This is a genomic window from Streptomyces sp. NPDC048659 (assembly GCF_040650575.1).
GTDB lineage: Bacteria > Actinomycetota > Actinomycetes > Streptomycetales > Streptomycetaceae > Streptomyces.
Genome location: NZ_JBEZHM010000009.1, coordinates 143943 through 159422 on the forward strand (window position 1 = coordinate 143943; position 15480 = coordinate 159422).

At 72.0% G+C, this 15480-nt stretch carries 16 protein-coding genes; 8 read left to right on the plus strand and 8 right to left on the minus strand.

Features of this window, described 5'->3' with window-relative positions:
• Positions 1–245: 245 nt before the first annotated feature.
• Positions 246–1049 (plus strand): GDSL-type esterase/lipase family protein, encoded by an 804-nt coding sequence (locus tag AB0C99_RS10230; RefSeq protein ID WP_362472201.1) that lies wholly within the window; start codon positions 246–248, stop codon positions 1047–1049.
• A gap of 125 nt (positions 1050–1174) precedes the next feature.
• Here the strand turns inward: AB0C99_RS10230 and AB0C99_RS10235 are convergent, their stop codons facing one another.
• Positions 1175–1480: a DUF6087 family protein gene (locus tag AB0C99_RS10235; protein WP_362472203.1), complete on the minus strand. Its 306-nt coding sequence runs from the start codon at positions 1478–1480 to the stop codon at positions 1175–1177.
• Positions 1481–1693: 213 nt separating this feature from the next.
• Between AB0C99_RS10235 and hemC the strand changes: the two genes are divergently transcribed.
• A complete protein-coding gene (hemC, locus tag AB0C99_RS10240; protein ID WP_362472206.1) occupies positions 1694–2635 on the plus strand; it encodes a hydroxymethylbilane synthase in 942 nt (313 codons plus the stop codon).
• Positions 2636–2691: 56 nt separating this feature from the next.
• Here the strand turns inward: hemC and AB0C99_RS10245 are convergent, their stop codons facing one another.
• Positions 2692–3585: a carbon-nitrogen hydrolase family protein gene (locus AB0C99_RS10245; protein ID WP_362472209.1), complete on the minus strand. Its 894-nt coding sequence runs from the start codon at positions 3583–3585 to the stop codon at positions 2692–2694.
• 213 nt (positions 3586–3798) lie between these two features.
• Positions 3799–4044: a hypothetical protein gene (locus AB0C99_RS10250; RefSeq protein WP_362472211.1), complete on the minus strand. Its 246-nt coding sequence runs from the start codon at positions 4042–4044 to the stop codon at positions 3799–3801.
• Positions 4045–4266: 222 nt separating this feature from the next.
• Between AB0C99_RS10250 and AB0C99_RS10255 the strand changes: the two genes are divergently transcribed.
• A complete protein-coding gene (locus AB0C99_RS10255) occupies positions 4267–4578 on the plus strand; it encodes a WhiB family transcriptional regulator (protein ID WP_350572486.1) in 312 nt (103 codons plus the stop codon).
• 359 nt (positions 4579–4937) lie between these two features.
• Positions 4938–6584, plus strand: coding sequence for a hypothetical protein (locus tag AB0C99_RS10260; protein ID WP_362472214.1), 1647 nt, complete (start codon positions 4938–4940; stop codon positions 6582–6584).
• 197 nt (positions 6585–6781) lie between these two features.
• Here AB0C99_RS10260 and AB0C99_RS10265 read toward each other — a convergent pair whose 3' ends face one another.
• The 3 genes from AB0C99_RS10265 to AB0C99_RS10275 are packed head-to-tail and all read right to left on the minus strand — an operon-like array spanning position 6782 to position 9322.
• Entirely contained in the window at positions 6782–7390 is a 609-nt protein-coding gene (locus tag AB0C99_RS10265; protein WP_362472217.1) for a C39 family peptidase, read from the minus strand.
• A complete protein-coding gene (locus tag AB0C99_RS10270) occupies positions 7383–8375 on the minus strand; it encodes a threonine/serine dehydratase (RefSeq protein WP_362472220.1) in 993 nt (330 codons plus the stop codon). Before AB0C99_RS10270 ends, AB0C99_RS10265 begins: the two co-directional genes overlap by 8 nt.
• Entirely contained in the window at positions 8372–9322 is a 951-nt protein-coding gene (locus tag AB0C99_RS10275) for a D-alanine--D-alanine ligase (RefSeq protein ID WP_362472223.1), read from the minus strand. Before AB0C99_RS10275 ends, AB0C99_RS10270 begins: the two co-directional genes overlap by 4 nt.
• A gap of 141 nt (positions 9323–9463) precedes the next feature.
• Here AB0C99_RS10275 and murF point away from each other — a divergent pair, with 141 nt between their 5' ends.
• Positions 9464–10864 (plus strand): UDP-N-acetylmuramoyl-tripeptide--D-alanyl-D-alanine ligase, encoded by a 1401-nt coding sequence (gene murF / locus AB0C99_RS10280; RefSeq protein WP_362472332.1) that lies wholly within the window; start codon positions 9464–9466, stop codon positions 10862–10864.
• Here the strand turns inward: murF and AB0C99_RS10285 are convergent.
• The gene (locus tag AB0C99_RS10285; RefSeq protein ID WP_362472226.1) at positions 10861–12276 is read right to left on the minus strand and encodes a Mur ligase domain-containing protein; all 1416 of its coding nucleotides are present in this window, start codon (positions 12274–12276) and stop codon (positions 10861–10863) included. The genes murF and AB0C99_RS10285 overlap by 4 nt on opposite strands.
• Positions 12277–12774: 498 nt before the next feature.
• Between AB0C99_RS10285 and AB0C99_RS10290 the strand changes: the two genes are divergently transcribed.
• From AB0C99_RS10290 to AB0C99_RS10300, 3 genes are all read left to right on the plus strand, one after another.
• Complete coding sequence (locus tag AB0C99_RS10290; RefSeq protein WP_362472335.1) at positions 12775–13779, plus strand: tetratricopeptide repeat protein; 1005 nt, start codon at positions 12775–12777, stop codon at positions 13777–13779.
• Positions 13780–14211: 432 nt separating this feature from the next.
• Positions 14212–14607: a hypothetical protein gene (locus AB0C99_RS10295; RefSeq protein ID WP_362472229.1), complete on the plus strand. Its 396-nt coding sequence runs from the start codon at positions 14212–14214 to the stop codon at positions 14605–14607.
• Positions 14608–14648: 41 nt separating this feature from the next.
• Positions 14649–15026, plus strand: a complete 378-nt coding sequence (locus AB0C99_RS10300; RefSeq protein WP_362472231.1) for a hypothetical protein — start codon at positions 14649–14651, stop codon at positions 15024–15026.
• A 53-nt stretch (positions 15027–15079) separates the two neighbouring features.
• Here AB0C99_RS10300 and AB0C99_RS10305 read toward each other — a convergent pair whose 3' ends face one another.
• Entirely contained in the window at positions 15080–15430 is a 351-nt protein-coding gene (locus AB0C99_RS10305; RefSeq protein WP_362472234.1) for a hypothetical protein, read from the minus strand.
• Between the last annotated feature and the right edge of the window lie 50 nt (positions 15431–15480).

The following is a 15480-nucleotide window of genomic DNA, read 5'->3' on the forward strand; positions in this document are numbered from 1 at the left end:
CGGTTGCTCATCCGGGGGTGAGCGGCGCGGCCAGCAGCGGCTCCCAGCGCGTGATCCGGTTGCACAGACGGAGGTCGCCGATCTTCCGGTCGACCGTGCCGCGGTCGGCCCCGGCGGCACGGGCCGATCGCCCGGAGAACGGACCGACGTCGTGAGGAGGCGACGCCGCCTCGTCCGGGTAATGCCCCCGTACGCCGGGCCGCCCTGCCCTAGCCTGGTGATCATCTCGACTTCAGGGGGCGATCATGCGTGAACAGCTGCCGCACCGGGCGGCGCCGACCGGTGCCGGTCAGCGCCACCGCCCCCTGACCGTGGGCTTCTTCGGTACCTCGATCATGGAGCACCTGGAGGCGTTCAACGCGCAGATGGCCAACCAGGCCACTCTGCCCGCGATCGGCTCCACGGTCACCGTCGAAGGATGGCGCCGGCGCGGCTGGGTCCACCGCCTTGCCCTGTCCCTGCGCGCGACCTGGCCGCACGTCGGCTTCGAGATCCGCAACCACGGGCAGGGGGGCGCCACGAGCCGCGACGTCGCTGGCATCGTCGAACGCGACCTGGCCACCGGCGCCGACTATGACCTCGCCTTCCTCGGCGTCGGCATCAACGACGTGTGGCGGCACTTCCAAGGCCGGCTGTCGGAGGCGGTCGACCTCAACGAGTACACCCAGCACCTCGAAGAGATGCTCGGCCGCCTCGTCGGCTCCACCCGCACGACCATCGTCATGTCCGAGACGCCGTTCGGTCCCCTTGAGGACGCCGCCACCGTGACCGCCATGAACGGCGAGCTCGCCCGCTACAACGAAGCCGCCCGCGCGGCCGCCGCCGCGCACGGCGCGCTGTTCCTGGACGTGTGGACCCCCTTTACCACCGCCGCCCGGCACCTCGCGCCCGCCAACGGCGACGACCCGGCCGGGCTGTGGAGCGACGGGGTTCACCTGACCGAGCTGGGCGACACCCTGCTGCTCCAGCAGGCCGAACGGCTCCTCACCGAGCACCAGATCATCGACAGGCTCCTCAGCTCCCGGCCTCCGGACAAGGGCAGCGGGTAGGCCCGCGGGGCGTCCGGCACCGGCACCGGCCCGGCCGGACTGCGGCCGCCGGCCCGGGCAGCCCGCCGCCATGCACCGCAACGGGAGGCCGGCTTCGTCCCGTTCGGTGGCCGGGACCTGGCTCGTCAGGTGGGGATCTTGCGGTGCCGTCCGGTCCCCGGCCCCAGCGGGTTGAAGCCGGGCACCGGCACCGCGACGGCCGCGTCGAGCGTGGAGACGGTGCGGCAAGCGGCGGCGTAGTCGTCGGCCACGCAGACGGGCTGCCAGCTGTGCCCGTCCCACTCCTCGACGATCCGCGGGGCCTGCGGGTTGACGTGCGATCCCCGGGCCGGGCCGGCCTGCAGGCTGACGACGCGGCGCTCGCCGATCGGCCGGCGCTTCGCCTCCCGGCGCGCGTACCAGGCGCTCAAGGACTCCTCGTCGTCTGGCATGCCTGCTCCCAACGTCGCTCGCTTCAGCCGGACCGCGCCACGGACCCTACCCAAGGCCCATGGCAACCTGCCATCGAGCACCTGTTCCACAGCGCCATCTGGACGTCAACACCGTTGCCAGACAGCCGCATTGCCCCGACGCGCTGTCGGAAAGCACCACCGGTCCGCCCGGGTACGGTGGAACTCACATCTCGTCAGATTCCGGGAGCCGGTGTGCCCATCCTTGTCGGTTCGCGGGGCAGCGACCTCGCCCGTACCCAGGTTCGCCAGTACCTGGAGCTGCTCGCCCCGCTCTGCCCCGACGTCGAGTTCAGACGCCGGGTGATCACGGAGGCGGGCGACCGCGACCGCGTCTCGCTGCTGTCCGACGTGGCCGGGCACAGCGCGGGAGGTGCGTTCTCCAGCCGCCTGGAGGCGGCCCTGGCCGCCGGCGAGATCGACGTCGCGGTCCACTCGCTGAAGGACCTGCCGACCAGCATGCCGCCCGGCCTGGTACTGCTGCCCCCGCCGGGGCGGGAGGCGGTGGAGGACGCCTTGTGCGGCTCGACGCTGGCCGAGCTGCCGGACGGCGCCCGAGTCGGCACCGGAGCCCCCCGCCGGGCCGCGCTGCTGCGGGCCGCGCGGCCGGACCTGGAGCTGGTGCCGATCCGGGGCAACGTCCCCGGTCGGCTGGCCGCACTCAAAGGCCGCAGCCGGGTGCACGCCGTCGTCCTCGCGGTCGCGGGCCTACGACGCCTGGGCCTGGAGGAGCACATCGCCGAGGTGCTGCCGCTGGACCGGTTCCCCGCCTCGCCCGGCCAGGGCGCCCTGGGCATCCAGATCCGCAGCGGCCAGCAGGAGCTGCAGACGCTGCTGGAACGGGCGGCTGACCATGCGGTCCACGCGGAGGTGCGGGCCGAGCGGAGCATGCTCGCCGAACTCCACGGCGGGTGCAGCGTCCCGGTTGGCGCCTACGTGGCCCAGGAACCAGGAAGCCGACTGCGCCTCACCGGGCAGGTGATGTCCCTGGACGGAACCGTCCGGCTCACCGCCGCCTCCACCGGCCACGCCAACGATCCGGAGAAGCTCGGCGCAGCGGTCGCACAGGAACTCCTCGACCAGGGGGCCCGGGACATCCTCGCGGCGATCCGCCCCGTGGCCGCGGGCGCGCGGTAGGCACATCAAGGGGCAGACCACCGCGCCCCGGCGTGATACCGAAGACGCCGGCGGTCTCAGAAGGCCGTGCGGATGTCGCTGCGCGGATCCCCGGTCACCAGCCGGTCTTCGTAAAGCCCGTCCTGAGCCAGTCGGCGCCAAGGCCGGGCGTATCGAAGGGCCACGTCGATGTCCGGGTCGGCCGAGTCGAGGTCGATGTCCGCGATCGCCAGAGCGGGTTGCCCATCGGCGGGGCACTGCGCAAGCCACCGGCCGCCGGGCCCAACAATCCCGGACGGCACCGTGGCACTGAACTGCGCCGGGACGGCGTAGCCCAGCCAGTAGCTGTACAGAGTCCCGTACGCCTGGGCGACGCGGGCCCTCGGAGCATCGTCGACCATCACGGACAGCAGGACGCAGTCGACATCCAAGCGTTCGTACTCGGCGAACAGCGGCGGGAAGTTCGCCTCGACGCACAGCGCGCAGCCGATGCGGATGCCGTCCACCTCGAAGACCACAGGCTCGCGCCCCGGGGTGTACAGGTAGGAGACCTCGGTATGCGACAGGAACCGCTTGTCGTACCGCGCCACCAGCTCGCCACGGTCGGAGACGACGAAGAGGCTGTTGTGAGGCCTGCTCGGCGGCGTGAGCGGATGCAGCGACCCGAACGCCGTCCACAACCGCAGATCCCCCGCCAGCGAGGCGATCGACTCGGCCTCCTCGCGCATGACGTCCCAGGCGGCCCGGCTCCAGTCGGCCGGGACCAGCTTCCCGTCCGGGCCGGCCGCCATCACGTGCTTGCTCGGATAGGTGATCGCCCCTTCGGGGAACTGCACCAGCCGCGCACCCCCCGAGGCGGCCTCGGCCATCAGGGCCCGGATCTCCCGCCCCGCCGCCCGCAGCGCGTCGCGATCGGCGGGGTCCTCCGGAACGGTGCTCTGCGCGACGGCCAGTCGCAATGTCCTCGCCATGACGCGGAAGCTACGGGATCCCCACCACCACGGTCCGAAGCCCCGGCCGAACCGGCCGGATCCGCACCTGTTCTGTCCGGTTCACCGGCCGCGCGCGGCACACCGACACCGGCCCCAGCCGTCGCGGCAGAGCGAAGAGGCCCGCCCGGCGCTGCGCCTGGCCGCGGCCCGCGCGCGGCGGTCTTCAGGGCAGGCGACCCGTCGCCCGCACCGTCACCTGGTGCTGGACCCGGCGTCGGCGTGCTCAGCCGCCGCCGACTGCCGCCGCGGCATCGTGGTGACGAACACCGCGAGGGCGGCGAGCGCGATCAGGACGACCAGCACGGTGGAGGCGGTGCCGTGCGGGCGGATCAGCCACGCCGCGATCAAGGCGACGGCGGCGCTGGGCAGACCGAAGACGAGCGCCCAGCGTCGCCACCTCGCCGACTGCGAACGCCCCTGGATGGAAGATGAGTTCACGGACGGATCGGGCACAGCTATCTCCTGTCGGACGGGCGCCAACGCCCCGAACCTACGGCGCGGGGTGGCCGCTGCGGAATCACTCGAAAGCGTGACATCGCCAGAGCGACAGTAGCGGTCCCGCTCTCCTTCTCCGTAGGTTCCGCGGACGGTGCATCGCCTACGCTGGTCGGTCGCCGAGGGGAACCGGCAGGAGCGGGAAGAGGAAGAGGGAGCGCGGCCGTGGGGGAGACGGACATCGACTGGGGGCGGGCTGCCTGCCGGGGTGTGGATCCGGACGAGCTGTTCGTCGAGGGCGCCGCGCAGAACAGGGCCAAGAGCGTGTGCGTCGGATGCCCAATCCGCACCGAATGCCTGGCCGATGCGCTCGACCGGCGGGTCGAGTTCGGCATCTGGGGCGGGATGACCGAGCGGGAGCGGCGCGCCCTGCTCAAGCGCCGACCGACGGTGGTCTCGTGGCGGCGGCTGTTGGAGGCCGCCCGGGCCGAACACGCGCAGCGCGGCGGCGGAGAGCGGCTGACGCTCGCCGGATGACGTCGTGCTTGAGGCACACCCTCGCGCGAAGACGAGCGGCCGGGGTCGGCTGCGCTGGCCGGGATCGAAGGAGCACATCTCCCAGCCCCGGCCTGGCGGAAACAGCAGCTTGTTCGCTCGTTCGGGGGATGGCCTTGCGTCGCCGGACGGGGATTCGCGAGGATGGACGGAGAGGCTGCGCCCACGGTGCGCGGGCCCGCCGGTCATCCCCACCGTTGACCGTCCCCGGGTGAACTGAGCAAACGCTCGAACCGGCACGATGAGCATGATCGACATGATGACGGCGTCCTGACCTTATGGCTTGGCGTCGCACCGAGGTGGGGCGGTGCGCCACGCGAAGCCAGGTTCAAGGAGCCCCCATGTCCACCACCACCCGGCCCTCCGCCGACAAGCAGCGGCGTGTCCAGCGCACCCAGCCGACCCGGCTCGCCCGACTCCTGAATGCCGAGACGCAGATCGGCTACCAGAAGGCACTGCAGGAAGTCGCCAGCGCCAGCGAGGCCGGCCGGCTCCCCGGCCGCCTCGACCACCATGGCCTCGACCTGGCCCTGCGGATCCTGATGCAGCAGGACTACACGATGTGGAGTCCGCTCGCCGCCGGCCACACCTGGCCGGACGTCTACCAGCCGCTGACGCAGGCGCTGCCCGGCACGCGGGCCAAGCGGGCCCTGGCCGCCCTGGAGAGGGCGCACCTCGCCGGCGCCCACGAAGCAGCCGAGGACGGCGACTTCCACCCCGATGACGTCCTCGACGCCTACGAGGACGAGGAAGACGACGAGGACGGTCCCGAGGACGCGGAGGCGGACAGGGCCGACGCCCCCGACGACGGTGACGGCCCGGAGCCGGACACCGAGGACCTCGCGATCGCCCCGGGCCCGCAGAAGGACGCGGAAATCGCCGCACGGTGGTGGCTGGACCGGCTCGCAGAGGACGGCGTCCTGCCCCGCTACCGGATGCCCGATCCCTACCCCGGCCGCACCGAAGTGCCCCTCGACGCCGCGCTGGACACCCTGCGCGCCACGGCGGACGTGGAAGGCTACGAGGACGAGCTGCTTCGCATTGTGGCCGCCGAGCCCCGCGACGTCGACGCCTACGCCCACCTCGGCAGCCTGGCCCTGCAACGCCACGACGGCGAGTTCGGCGACCTCATCTCCTACGTCGGCCCCACCCCTGCCGACCGCCGCCGCCACCTGAAGGAGGCGCTGGCCTGGTACGAGGCCGCCGTCGCCGTCGGCGAGGCGTCCCTCCCGATGATCTTCCACGGCCGGCTGCCCTGGTCCGAGCTGGACAACCGGCCCTTCCTGCGCGCCGTCCACGGCCTGGCCCTGACCCTGTGGCGCCTGGGCCGGTTCAACTCCGCCGAACTCGTCCTGGTCAGCCTGCTCTACCTCAACCCCACCGACAACCAGGGCGCGCGCGAGCTGCTGGCCGACGTCCGCGCCCACCGCCGCTGGCACCCCGGCATCACCGAGACCGACGACCAGCGCATCCGCAACGACGTCCTGGTCGTCGCCCGCCGCCCGGTCCACACCCGCCCCGGCAGCCTGCGCACCCTCCTCACCGGCGCCGAGCAGCCCACGCCCGACGCCGTCGCCGACATCGTCCGCCGCGCCGCCGCCGAGGCCCTGGGCGCCACCTGGGACGGCCGGTCCTCCCACGTCGTGGTCGGCCACCCTCGCACCGGCATCAAGGTGACGATCGTGGCCCGGCACCAGCGCGGCCACAGCCTGACCCCGGACGAGTACTGGTGGGACGCGCACAACGCCGCCGGCGAGATGGACGGCCCCGTCCTGTTCACCCTGGTCGCCGACCGCGGCTACATCGCGGTCGCCCAACTCCTGCGCGCCGACCACCTGGCCGCCTACCGCGCCGCCGACCTCCCCCGGCGCGACCGCACCGCCTTCACCACCACCTTCATCCACGGCGACACCCGGTACGGCACCGACCTGGCCTCAATGGTCGACCACGCACTCGACGTCCTCCCGGCACAGCCCGCCCGGAGGTGACCACCCTGCCCCGGCCCGGGGCGACACCCCGGCCCGGGGCAGGCCCCAGCCGCCGAACCCGGGCAGCCCCGTACGGCGCGGAGGGTCGCTTTTTCCTTCCGACACCGGATCAAAGGCAGGACGGGCCAGCTGACGACGCGCGGGGGCGGGCCGAGCCAGCAGGGTGTGGCTCGGCCCGCCCCCGCACATCAGGAGTGTCAGGTCAGGGACACTCCACGGCCGCCGAAGAACTCGGCGAACTTGGCCACGGGCAGGCTCGCGGAACGGGCTTGGTCGGTGTGGCCGGAAGGGTTGCGGAAGTGCACCGTGTCGCCTTGGCGGCCGGTTGCGAGCACGAGGTGTCCGCCCTTGCCGGGGGCGGGATTCTGTGGGCGGCGGATCTCCTTGTGCACGGAGGCCATCACGAGACGTCCGTCGTCGAGCAGAGCGAGGAGGTCGGGCGCGGTCAGGGTCCGGTGCACCTGGGCGTCGAGGGGGTGGACATCGCGCACGTACTGAACGAACGGGGCGTAGATCAGGCCGCGGATCTCTCCGGTGTCCGCATCCTCGGTGTACGCCCCGTACTTCCGGGCGCCGTCGAGGAGTTCGAACATGGTGGGTGCGGTGCCGGTACGGGCCAGCAACGCCATGCGCAGGCAGGCGATCCCGCACATGTGGCCGGACCACCGGCCGTAGGTCTCGAGGTCGGGGGCGCCGGACTCGGCCCAGCGGGGATCGTCGTCGTGAGCGCGGTCTTCGTAGGCGAAGGCGGCGATCAGGTCCGGGCTGGCGTACTGCGTAACGGTGGGAAACGGGTGGTCAGACACGTAAGGCTTCCTTCCGGTGGGCGGCCTGGCTGATCAGCCGGTGGAAGGTGGGCAGGTCCACGCCGCCGCCAGAGATCACCACGCCGATCATTCCCGACTCGTGGGGGACGTGGCCGGCGAGGACGGCGGCCAGGGCGCAGGCGCCACTCGGTTCGGCTACGACCTTCAGGTGCCGGAACGCGAAGGCCATGGCGGTGGTGATGTCCAGGTCGGTCACGGTCACGACGGCGTCGAGGAGCCGGGAGTTCACGGCCCAGGTCAAGGGCGAGGGGCTGGTGTGCCCGAGGCCGTCGGCGATGGTGGCGGGTACCTCGGGCAGGGCGATACGCCGGCCGCAGCGCATCGACAGCAGGGTGTCGGCGCCTTCCTCCGGCTCCACGCCGATGACCTTGATGCCGGGGTTCAGGTGCTTGGCGATCGTGGCGGTCCCGGCAGCGAGGCCGCCACCGCCGACGGGCACGATGAGGGTCTCGACCTCGGGGTGGTCGGTGAGCAGTTCCAGGGCAGCGGTCCCGGCGCCCGCCATGATGTGCCGGGAGTTCGCCGAGGGGACGACGGCCAGGCCGTCACGCGCGGCTATCTCGGCCACGAGGGCATCCCGGTTCTCGCAATCCCGGCGGTAGGTGACCACCCTGCCGCCCAGCGCGCGAATGCCTTCGACCTTCGGGGTCGGCGCATCGGCGGGGATGACGACCGTGACCGGCACTTCGAGGAGTCGGCCGGCGAGCGCGAGCGCCTGGGCGTGGTTCCCGGAGGAGGCCCCGACCAGGCCGCGGGCGCGTTCCTTGGCGGGCAGGGAGGAGGCGTGGTGGTAGGCGCCGCGGAACTTGAACGAACCGGTGCGCTGCAGGCTTTCGGCCTTGCACACGACCGGCCAGCCGGCGGCCTGGTCGAGGGAGAGCGCGGACAGGGCCGGTGTGCGGGCGACGACCGGTTCGAGGTTGGCGGCGGCGTCCTGGACGTCGCGGGCGGTCAGCTCGATCACGGCCGGTACCCCCCGCTGGTTGTGGCGGTGGCAAGGATCAGGCAGATGAGCCGGTCGTAGTCGATGCCGCTCGCGGCCGCCATCGTGGCGAGGTTCCCGGTGTGGGAGAGACCGGGCAGGGTGTTGATCTCCAGCCAGACCGGGCGCCCGTCCGGGGAGACGATGAAGTCGGAGCGGGAGTATCCGGAGCAGCCCAGGGCGTCGTGCGCGGTGAGCGAAGCGGTAGTGATCGTTTCGAGGACGGACCCGGGGAGGTCGGCTGGGCACTCGTAGCGGTACTTGGACTTGTCCCGCTTGGTGGCGTAGTCGTAGAACTCGGCGTCGGTGGGGATCGTCGCCAGCGGCGGCAGGGCCACGGGCAAGCCGTCGATCTCCAGGACTCCGCAGCTCACCGGGATGCCGGTGGTGAACGGCTCGGCGAACCAGCCCTCGGCCGGGTCGATCGTCCGCAGGGTGGCGGCGAGTTGGTCGGTGTCGCGGCAGACCGTCATCCCGATCGAGCCGCCTTCGGACAGCGGCTTGAGGATCAGCGGGAACGAGATCGTGCCGGTGATGGTCTGCGTGCTCACGTCGCCGTCGCGGGTCGGCAGGGTGACGCCGGGCAGAACCGCGACCCCGGCAGCGGCCGCGAGGGTCTTGGCGAGCGCCTTATGCATGCCGACGGCGGAGGCCGCCACCCCGGAGCCGGTGTAGGGGATGTTCAGGCACTCCAGTAACCCCTGGAGCTTGCCGTCCTCGGCGTACTGTCCTGCGATGGCCAGGAACGCCACATCCACGCCACGGACCTGGTCGGCGAAGTCCTTGTCGGCGGCGTCGAGGAACACCGTGCTGTGGCCCTGCCGGTCCAGGGACTCCAGGGCGGCGCGGCCGGACAGCAAGGACCGCTCCCGCTCGGTGGACCTGCCGCCGGAAACGACGGCGATCCGGCGGGGCTGAAGAGACTGCATCGTCATCAGGCTGTACCCCTGTTCGTTGGTGCTGTGGCCGGTCTCAGCTGTGCCGGCACGCGAAGGCGCTACGGTCGGACGGACTGAACCGGCGGGCGCGTGGCCGTGCCGGGCAAGCCCTGCTGATTCGGAGTGCGTTTCGTGATCCCCCTTTCGCTCGAAGCCGTCGCTGCCGCCGTCGGCGGCAGCCTGTGCGACGTGCCGGACCCGTCCGTGCTGATGACCGCGCCCGCCGTCGTCGACTCCCGCACGGTCGAGCCCGGTGGTCTGTTCGCTGCGCTTCCCGGTGAGCACACCGATGGGCACGCCTTCGCGGCGAACGCGGTGAAGGCCGGGGCGGTGGCGGTCCTGGCCGCACGTCCCGTCGGTGTGCCGGCCGTGGTCGTCGATGACGTGTTGGAGGCGCTCGCCGCACTGGCGCGCACCGTGCTGGCCGCCGTGCCCGAGGCGACGGTGATCGGGCTGACCGGGTCGGCGGGCAAGACCAGCACGAAGGACTTGCTCGCGCAGGTCCTCCCCGAGCTCGGCCCGACTGTTGCCACGGTGAAATCGTTCAACGGCGAGATCGGCATGCCGTTGGCAGTGACGCACCTGGACAAGGGCGTGCGCTACATCGTGCTGGAGATGGGTGCCCGCGGCATCGGCCACATCGCCCATTTGACCCGTATCGCCCCGCCGTCGGTCGGCCTGGTCCTCAACGTGGGCACCGCCCATGTCGGCGAGTTCGGCGGACGCGAGCAGATCGCCCAGGCCAAGGGCGAACTCGTCGAGGCGCTCCCCGCGGACGGCCTGGCGATCCTCAACGCCGACGATCCGCTGGTCGCCGCCATGGCGCCGCGTACCTCCGCCCGCGTGCTCACCTTCGGCATCGACAACGACGCCGACGTGCGGGCCCTGGATGTCGCCGTCGACCCCTCCGGCCGAGCTTCCTTCACCCTTGCGGCCGCCGGCACCCAGGCGAAGGTCGCTCTGTCCCTTCACGGCGTGCACCACGTGTCGAACGCGCTGGCTGCGGCAGCCGTCGCGATCGGGCTGGGCGCCGACGTGGAGACGACGGCGGCCGCGCTGTCCCGCGCCGTCCTGGTCGCATCGGGGCGCATGGAGGTCACCGACCGGCCCGACGGGGTCCGGATCATCAACGACGCGTTCAACGCGAACCCCGATTCGATGAGGGCAGCCTTCACGGCCCTTGCGGCCATGAAGGACGGCCGCCGGACCATCGCCGTCCTGGGCGAGATGAAGGAGCTCGGTGCCGACGGCGCCGAGGAGCACCGGCAGGTCGGCCGTCTCGTCGCCACCGCCGGCATCGACGTGCTGATCGCGGTCGGCGGTGACGACGCGCGGGCCATGGCCGAGGCCGCCCAGCAGGACAACCCGCAGCTGAAGGTCGTGGGCGCCGACGACCGAGACCACGCTCTGACCCTGGCAGGCGACCTGATTCAGCCGGGGGACATCGTCCTGGTCAAGGGCTCCCACAGCGTCGAGCTGGAGCACACGGCGGAACGCCTGGCCCAGCCCGACACCATGGCCGGTGACCGTTAGACGACGGTCAGGGGCCGGTCCGCGGGCGCCAGCATCAGCGCCCCCAGACCGGCCACGTCGCCCACGCCCATCGTCAGGACCACATCACCCGGCGCGGCGAGCGCGGCGACCGCCTCCGCGGCCTGGGCCAGGCCGTCGACCCGGCAGACGCGGGCGCCAGCCCCGACGGCCGCCACCTCGATCTCGTCCCGGTCCGCCGGTCCGGCCGGCGAGGGCACTGTGTCACGGACCGGCAGGAGCACCACCTCGTCCGCAGCCGCGAGCGCCGCGCCCATCCGTGCCCCGAGGACCCGGACCCGCGTCGACCCGCACGGCTCGAACGCGACGATCACCCGCCCGCCGGCCAGCTCCCGCGCGGTGGTGATGTCCGCGGCGATCGCGGTGGGGTGGTGGGCGAAGGAGTCCACCACTCGCACGCCCCTCCGCTCGCCGACCACCTGCATCCGGCGCCGTACACCCGCGAAGCCGGACAGTCCGGCCGCCAGCGCCTCGGGCCGCTCGCCCAGGGCCCGGCCCGCCGCGTACGCGGCGAGCGACGCGAGCACCGCCGGCCGGCCGGGCGTACGAACCGTCCACGACACCCGCGCGCCGTCCCGGTCGAGGACGGCGACCGTGCTGCCGGTCTGCGAGGGCGCCGCCGACAGCAGCCGCACGTCGGCGCCGGCGCTCGCACCGAAGGTCACCACCCGGGTGTCGCCGTGGTCGCGGACTCGGCCAGCCACCTCACGGGCCCCGGCGTCGTCGGCGCACACCACCAGCGTCTCGGCCCTGGCCGCGAAGTCCGTCAGCGTCCCCACCACGTCGCCGGTGCCGGCGAAGGTCTCCGGGTGGTCGTCGTCGGCGTTCAGCACGACCGCGATGTTCGGCCGGTACAGCGCCACGCTGCGGTCGGACTCGTCGCCCTCGGCGATCAGCAGGCCCGAGCCGGTGCGCCCGTTGACGGAGCCGGCGGATGCGGCACCGGCCACCCACGACGGGTGCAGGTGTCCCATGGCGGCGGCCAGCATCATCGTGGCCGTCGACTTCCCGTGCGTCCCGGCCACGACCACCGACCGGTCCGCCTCGTCCACGAGCTGCGCCAGGACGTGGGAGCGGTGCGCCACCGGCACGCCCGCCGCCCGCGCCGCGATGATCTCCGGGTTGGCGGCGTCGATGACGCTGGACCACACGACCACCGACGCCCCCACGGTGTTCGCGGCGTCGTGCCCGGACCGCGCCTGGCAGCCCGCCTCCTCCAGCGAGGCCGCAGCCTCGCCCATCCGCAGATCCGAGCCGGAGACCTGCGCGCCGCGGCCGGCGAGCAGGTGGGCCAGCGCGGACATGCCCGCCCCGCAGATCCCCACGAAGTGAGGACGGCTCAGATCCAGCGGACCGGCGGGCGACGGGATCTCCACGTACCTGGTTTCAACCACAGCAGTGTCTCCTCGAGTCGAGGTGGTGCCTGATGTGACGCTCCTCCCGCCGACCGCGGGAGAAGAAGGGGTTGTGGGGCACTGGCGAGGCCCGGTCGGGGTCCTCGCCGGCGGCCTTGAGCCCCCATGACGATTAGTCAACAACCAGACGCGCAGCGTGGACAGCTGCCACAATGTCTGCCAGCTGTAGGCCCCTTGTGAACCAGGACCGACGATCGGCCGGACATGACTCTCGGGGAGCGCATCCGCGCGGCACGCGAAACAAGGCGCCCCAGATGCAGCCAGGCGAAGCTCGCAGACGAGCTGTCGGTGGCGCGCTGGGGGAAGGCGGGGTTTCTCGACCGCCAGCAGGTCTACCGGTGGGAGACGGGACGACGGGTGCCCACGGAATGGCTCCCGTTCATCGAACAGGTCCTCCAGCTTGATCTATCCGGGGAGAATGAGGCTCCGTTCGCCGATACCGTGGCCTCAGTCATGTGCTTGGGAGGCAGCGACGTGTTGGACCGCCGACAGTTCCTGACAGCATCCGCTGCCGTCGGCCTTGCCGCGCTCGACCTGCCCGACGCAGAGGCGGTCACCCGCCGCGCGAACCGGCCCGGCCCCGTCGCGGTGGGCATGGGTGAGGTGACGGCGGTCCGCACCATGACCACCACACTGGGCGACGCCGCCTCCGAACTCGGTGGCGGGCACGCCCGCCACCTGGCCGTCCGCTACCTCACCATCGACGTCAAACGCTGGCTCGACGGCCGCTACACCGACAAGGTCGGCCGTGAGCTGTTCGCCGCCACAAGCGAGCTTGTACACCTGATCGGCTGGATGGCCCGAGACGAAGGCAACCAGGGACTGAGCCAGCAGTACCACCTCTACAGCTACCGGCTCGCCGCCGAGGCCGGCGAGAACGAACTCGCTGCCACCGCCCTGCGCGGGCTGGCGGACCAGGCCATCGACCTCGGTCACATCCCCACGGCCGTACGGCTCGCCGAGGCGTGCGAACAGCGCGGCCGGAAGCTGACCAACCCCAAGGCGCTGGCGTACTACCGCAACACCTTCGCCCGCGCGGCAGCCGCCGATGGCGACCGCACCACCGCCGCGAAGCTGTTGACCTTCGCCCAGACCGCCATCGAGCACGCCCCCGCCAGGCCCGGCCAGTCGTGGGCCAGCCACTACAGCCACGGCCGGTGGGCACATGAGGCCGGCATGATCCATGCGCAGATGGGCAGCCTCGCCGCCGCCGAGGAGCACCTGCACCTGGCCCTCGACATCCACGGCCTCGACCGCAAACGCACCCGGGCGATCGTGCTCGCCGACCTCGGCCACGTCCAGCTCAAGCGCGGCAACATCGCCCAAGCCCTGGCGACCTGGAGCGAGTTCCTCGACTGCGCCGACGGCGTACAGTCCATCCGCATCAACGACGGCCTGACCAACATCGCCGCCCGCCTGCCCGGTATTCCCGACAGCCCGGCCGCCGCAGAACTCGGCGAGCGCATCGCCATTCGAGCCTGAGCGCATCCATCCCATCACAGGCCCCCAGATGGCCACCGCGACACATCGGCCGCCTCCCCTGGCTCTTCCCCCACCCAGGTCACCTTCCGCTGGCCCGGCTCTGCCCCGCCCGGCACGGCGCCCACGGACGCATCTGCGCGCACCAGAAGAACCACACCCCCGGCCCCCACCTCGGCAGAGCCGCAGACGGGGCCTGGATCGCCTGGCTGGACCGTGCAGAGCCGGAGCCCCCGGCCGGGCACGCGATGCCTGCGATACCACTCGGCCGTGACCCACTCCGCTGTACCGCCCGAGGGCCTGGACCCGATCCTCCAGCTGGCCCGTGCGGCGCTGGCGGGCGGAGCCGACCCCCCCCGTCGGAACTGACGTCGCCCGTCCCGGCCTGCGGGATCGGCGAGTTCCCCGGAACGCCCCCGGCGGGGAACTTCCGCAGTGCACGATGTGATCGTGACGAACGGTGACATGAAAGCCCCTGGGGCGCGGCTCAGCAGAGATGCCGCATTGGCTGCCCTTGGTGAGGCCGCTCAGTGGTGGGGGTGCGATGTGCCCGACGATCCCGGCACCGGTGAACTCGCCATGCTCTTAGACGAGTTGGTCGAGCGTCTGCGCGCCGACCGAAGGGACGAGCGGCTGCGTAGTGCTGCGGTAGACCTGGCGGAGGTCGCCGAAGCTCTGGGGGCCGCGTCCCGGCTCGGCGGCCTGTTGCCCGTCGTCTCGCTGTGGCACCTGCGCACCGCCGTGGAGAAGGAACACCTGGCCCGCCGCCATCTCGCCCGGGCAGCCATCTCCCAGCCGGCCGGGGCGCTGCTGCCCGCGACGGCGTCCTGAGGAGCTGCATCAGGTCCTGCGAATCAGCAGATAATCAGGGCATGGATCACCAGCTTTCCAACCGGCCATGGCAGTTCGGCTCCGTCACGCGCGGGAAGCAGGGGCTTCCGCCCGAGGCCGCCATCGCGGACTTCGTCGCCCAGTTGAAGCGCGCCAAGCACGTGATCGAGTGTCGCGAACTGGGGGCCGATGCAGCTCGGGACCGCTTCGGACCGTTCGTCGACACTGGCGAGGAGCGCTTTGTGATCTTCATGGATGCGGAGCAACTGCTCGCCCGCCGCCCTGTCGATCAAGAACTCCACGAGCTGGTCCGAACCGTGCGAGAGCGAGGGCCAGCCGTGGACGTGTTCCTGATGTCGCCGTTGGAGGCCGACGGGGTTCCTGAGCCGCCGAGTACGGGGATTGACCGCAGCTTCTGAGCGCCGACGGCACGGTGCACTCCGTCGGCGCTCAAGACGGCCGGACCCCTGGGTCAGTCCTCATCCCCGTCATCGGCGGGCAGAGCCTGCCGGTGATCGTCACACCAGGACACCCTGCTCCACCGGTTGGTGTGCAGCGGGCCTCCGCGTCGAGCGTGCCCCGGTGCCTTGTCGCACTGCACCCAGCCCTCGTCCTCCGGATCGGTGCCGTAGAACATCGCCGAGCACATGCCGTCCATGTACTCCGGGGTGGGACCGTAGAGCCCGAGCTGCCCGAGCATGCCGTCGGCGAGCCTCTCCGCCGCCTCGCCGTCAAGCTGCGTGGAGGCCGTGATCAGCTCCACAAGCCGCCCGTACGCCCCCGGGGGTGTGACCGTCGACAGGGCGGTCTTCAACGGGATCATCAAGTCCTCCAACACCGGATCGAGTGGCACCTTCACTCCTCGGTCCCGGC

Excerpts from the sequence above, each read along its gene's own strand:
- AB0C99_RS10235 (WP_362472203.1), bottom strand. The coding sequence starts at position 1,480 with ATGCCAGACGACGAGGAGTCCTTGAGCGCCTGGTACGCGCGCCGGGAG.
- AB0C99_RS10230 (WP_362472201.1), top strand. The coding sequence starts at position 246 with ATGCGTGAACAGCTGCCGCACCGGGCGGCGCCGACCGGTGCCGGTCAG.
- AB0C99_RS10260 (WP_362472214.1), top strand. The coding sequence starts at position 4,938 with ATGTCCACCACCACCCGGCCCTCCGCCGACAAGCAGCGGCGTGTCCAG.
- AB0C99_RS10300 (WP_362472231.1), top strand. The coding sequence starts at position 14,649 with ATGGATCACCAGCTTTCCAACCGGCCATGGCAGTTCGGCTCCGTCACG.
- AB0C99_RS10245 (WP_362472209.1), bottom strand. The coding sequence starts at position 3,585 with ATGGCGAGGACATTGCGACTGGCCGTCGCGCAGAGCACCGTTCCGGAG.
- AB0C99_RS10275 (WP_362472223.1), bottom strand. The coding sequence starts at position 9,322 with ATGCAGTCTCTTCAGCCCCGCCGGATCGCCGTCGTTTCCGGCGGCAGG.
- AB0C99_RS10305 (WP_362472234.1), bottom strand. The coding sequence starts at position 15,430 with ATGATCCCGTTGAAGACCGCCCTGTCGACGGTCACACCCCCGGGGGCG.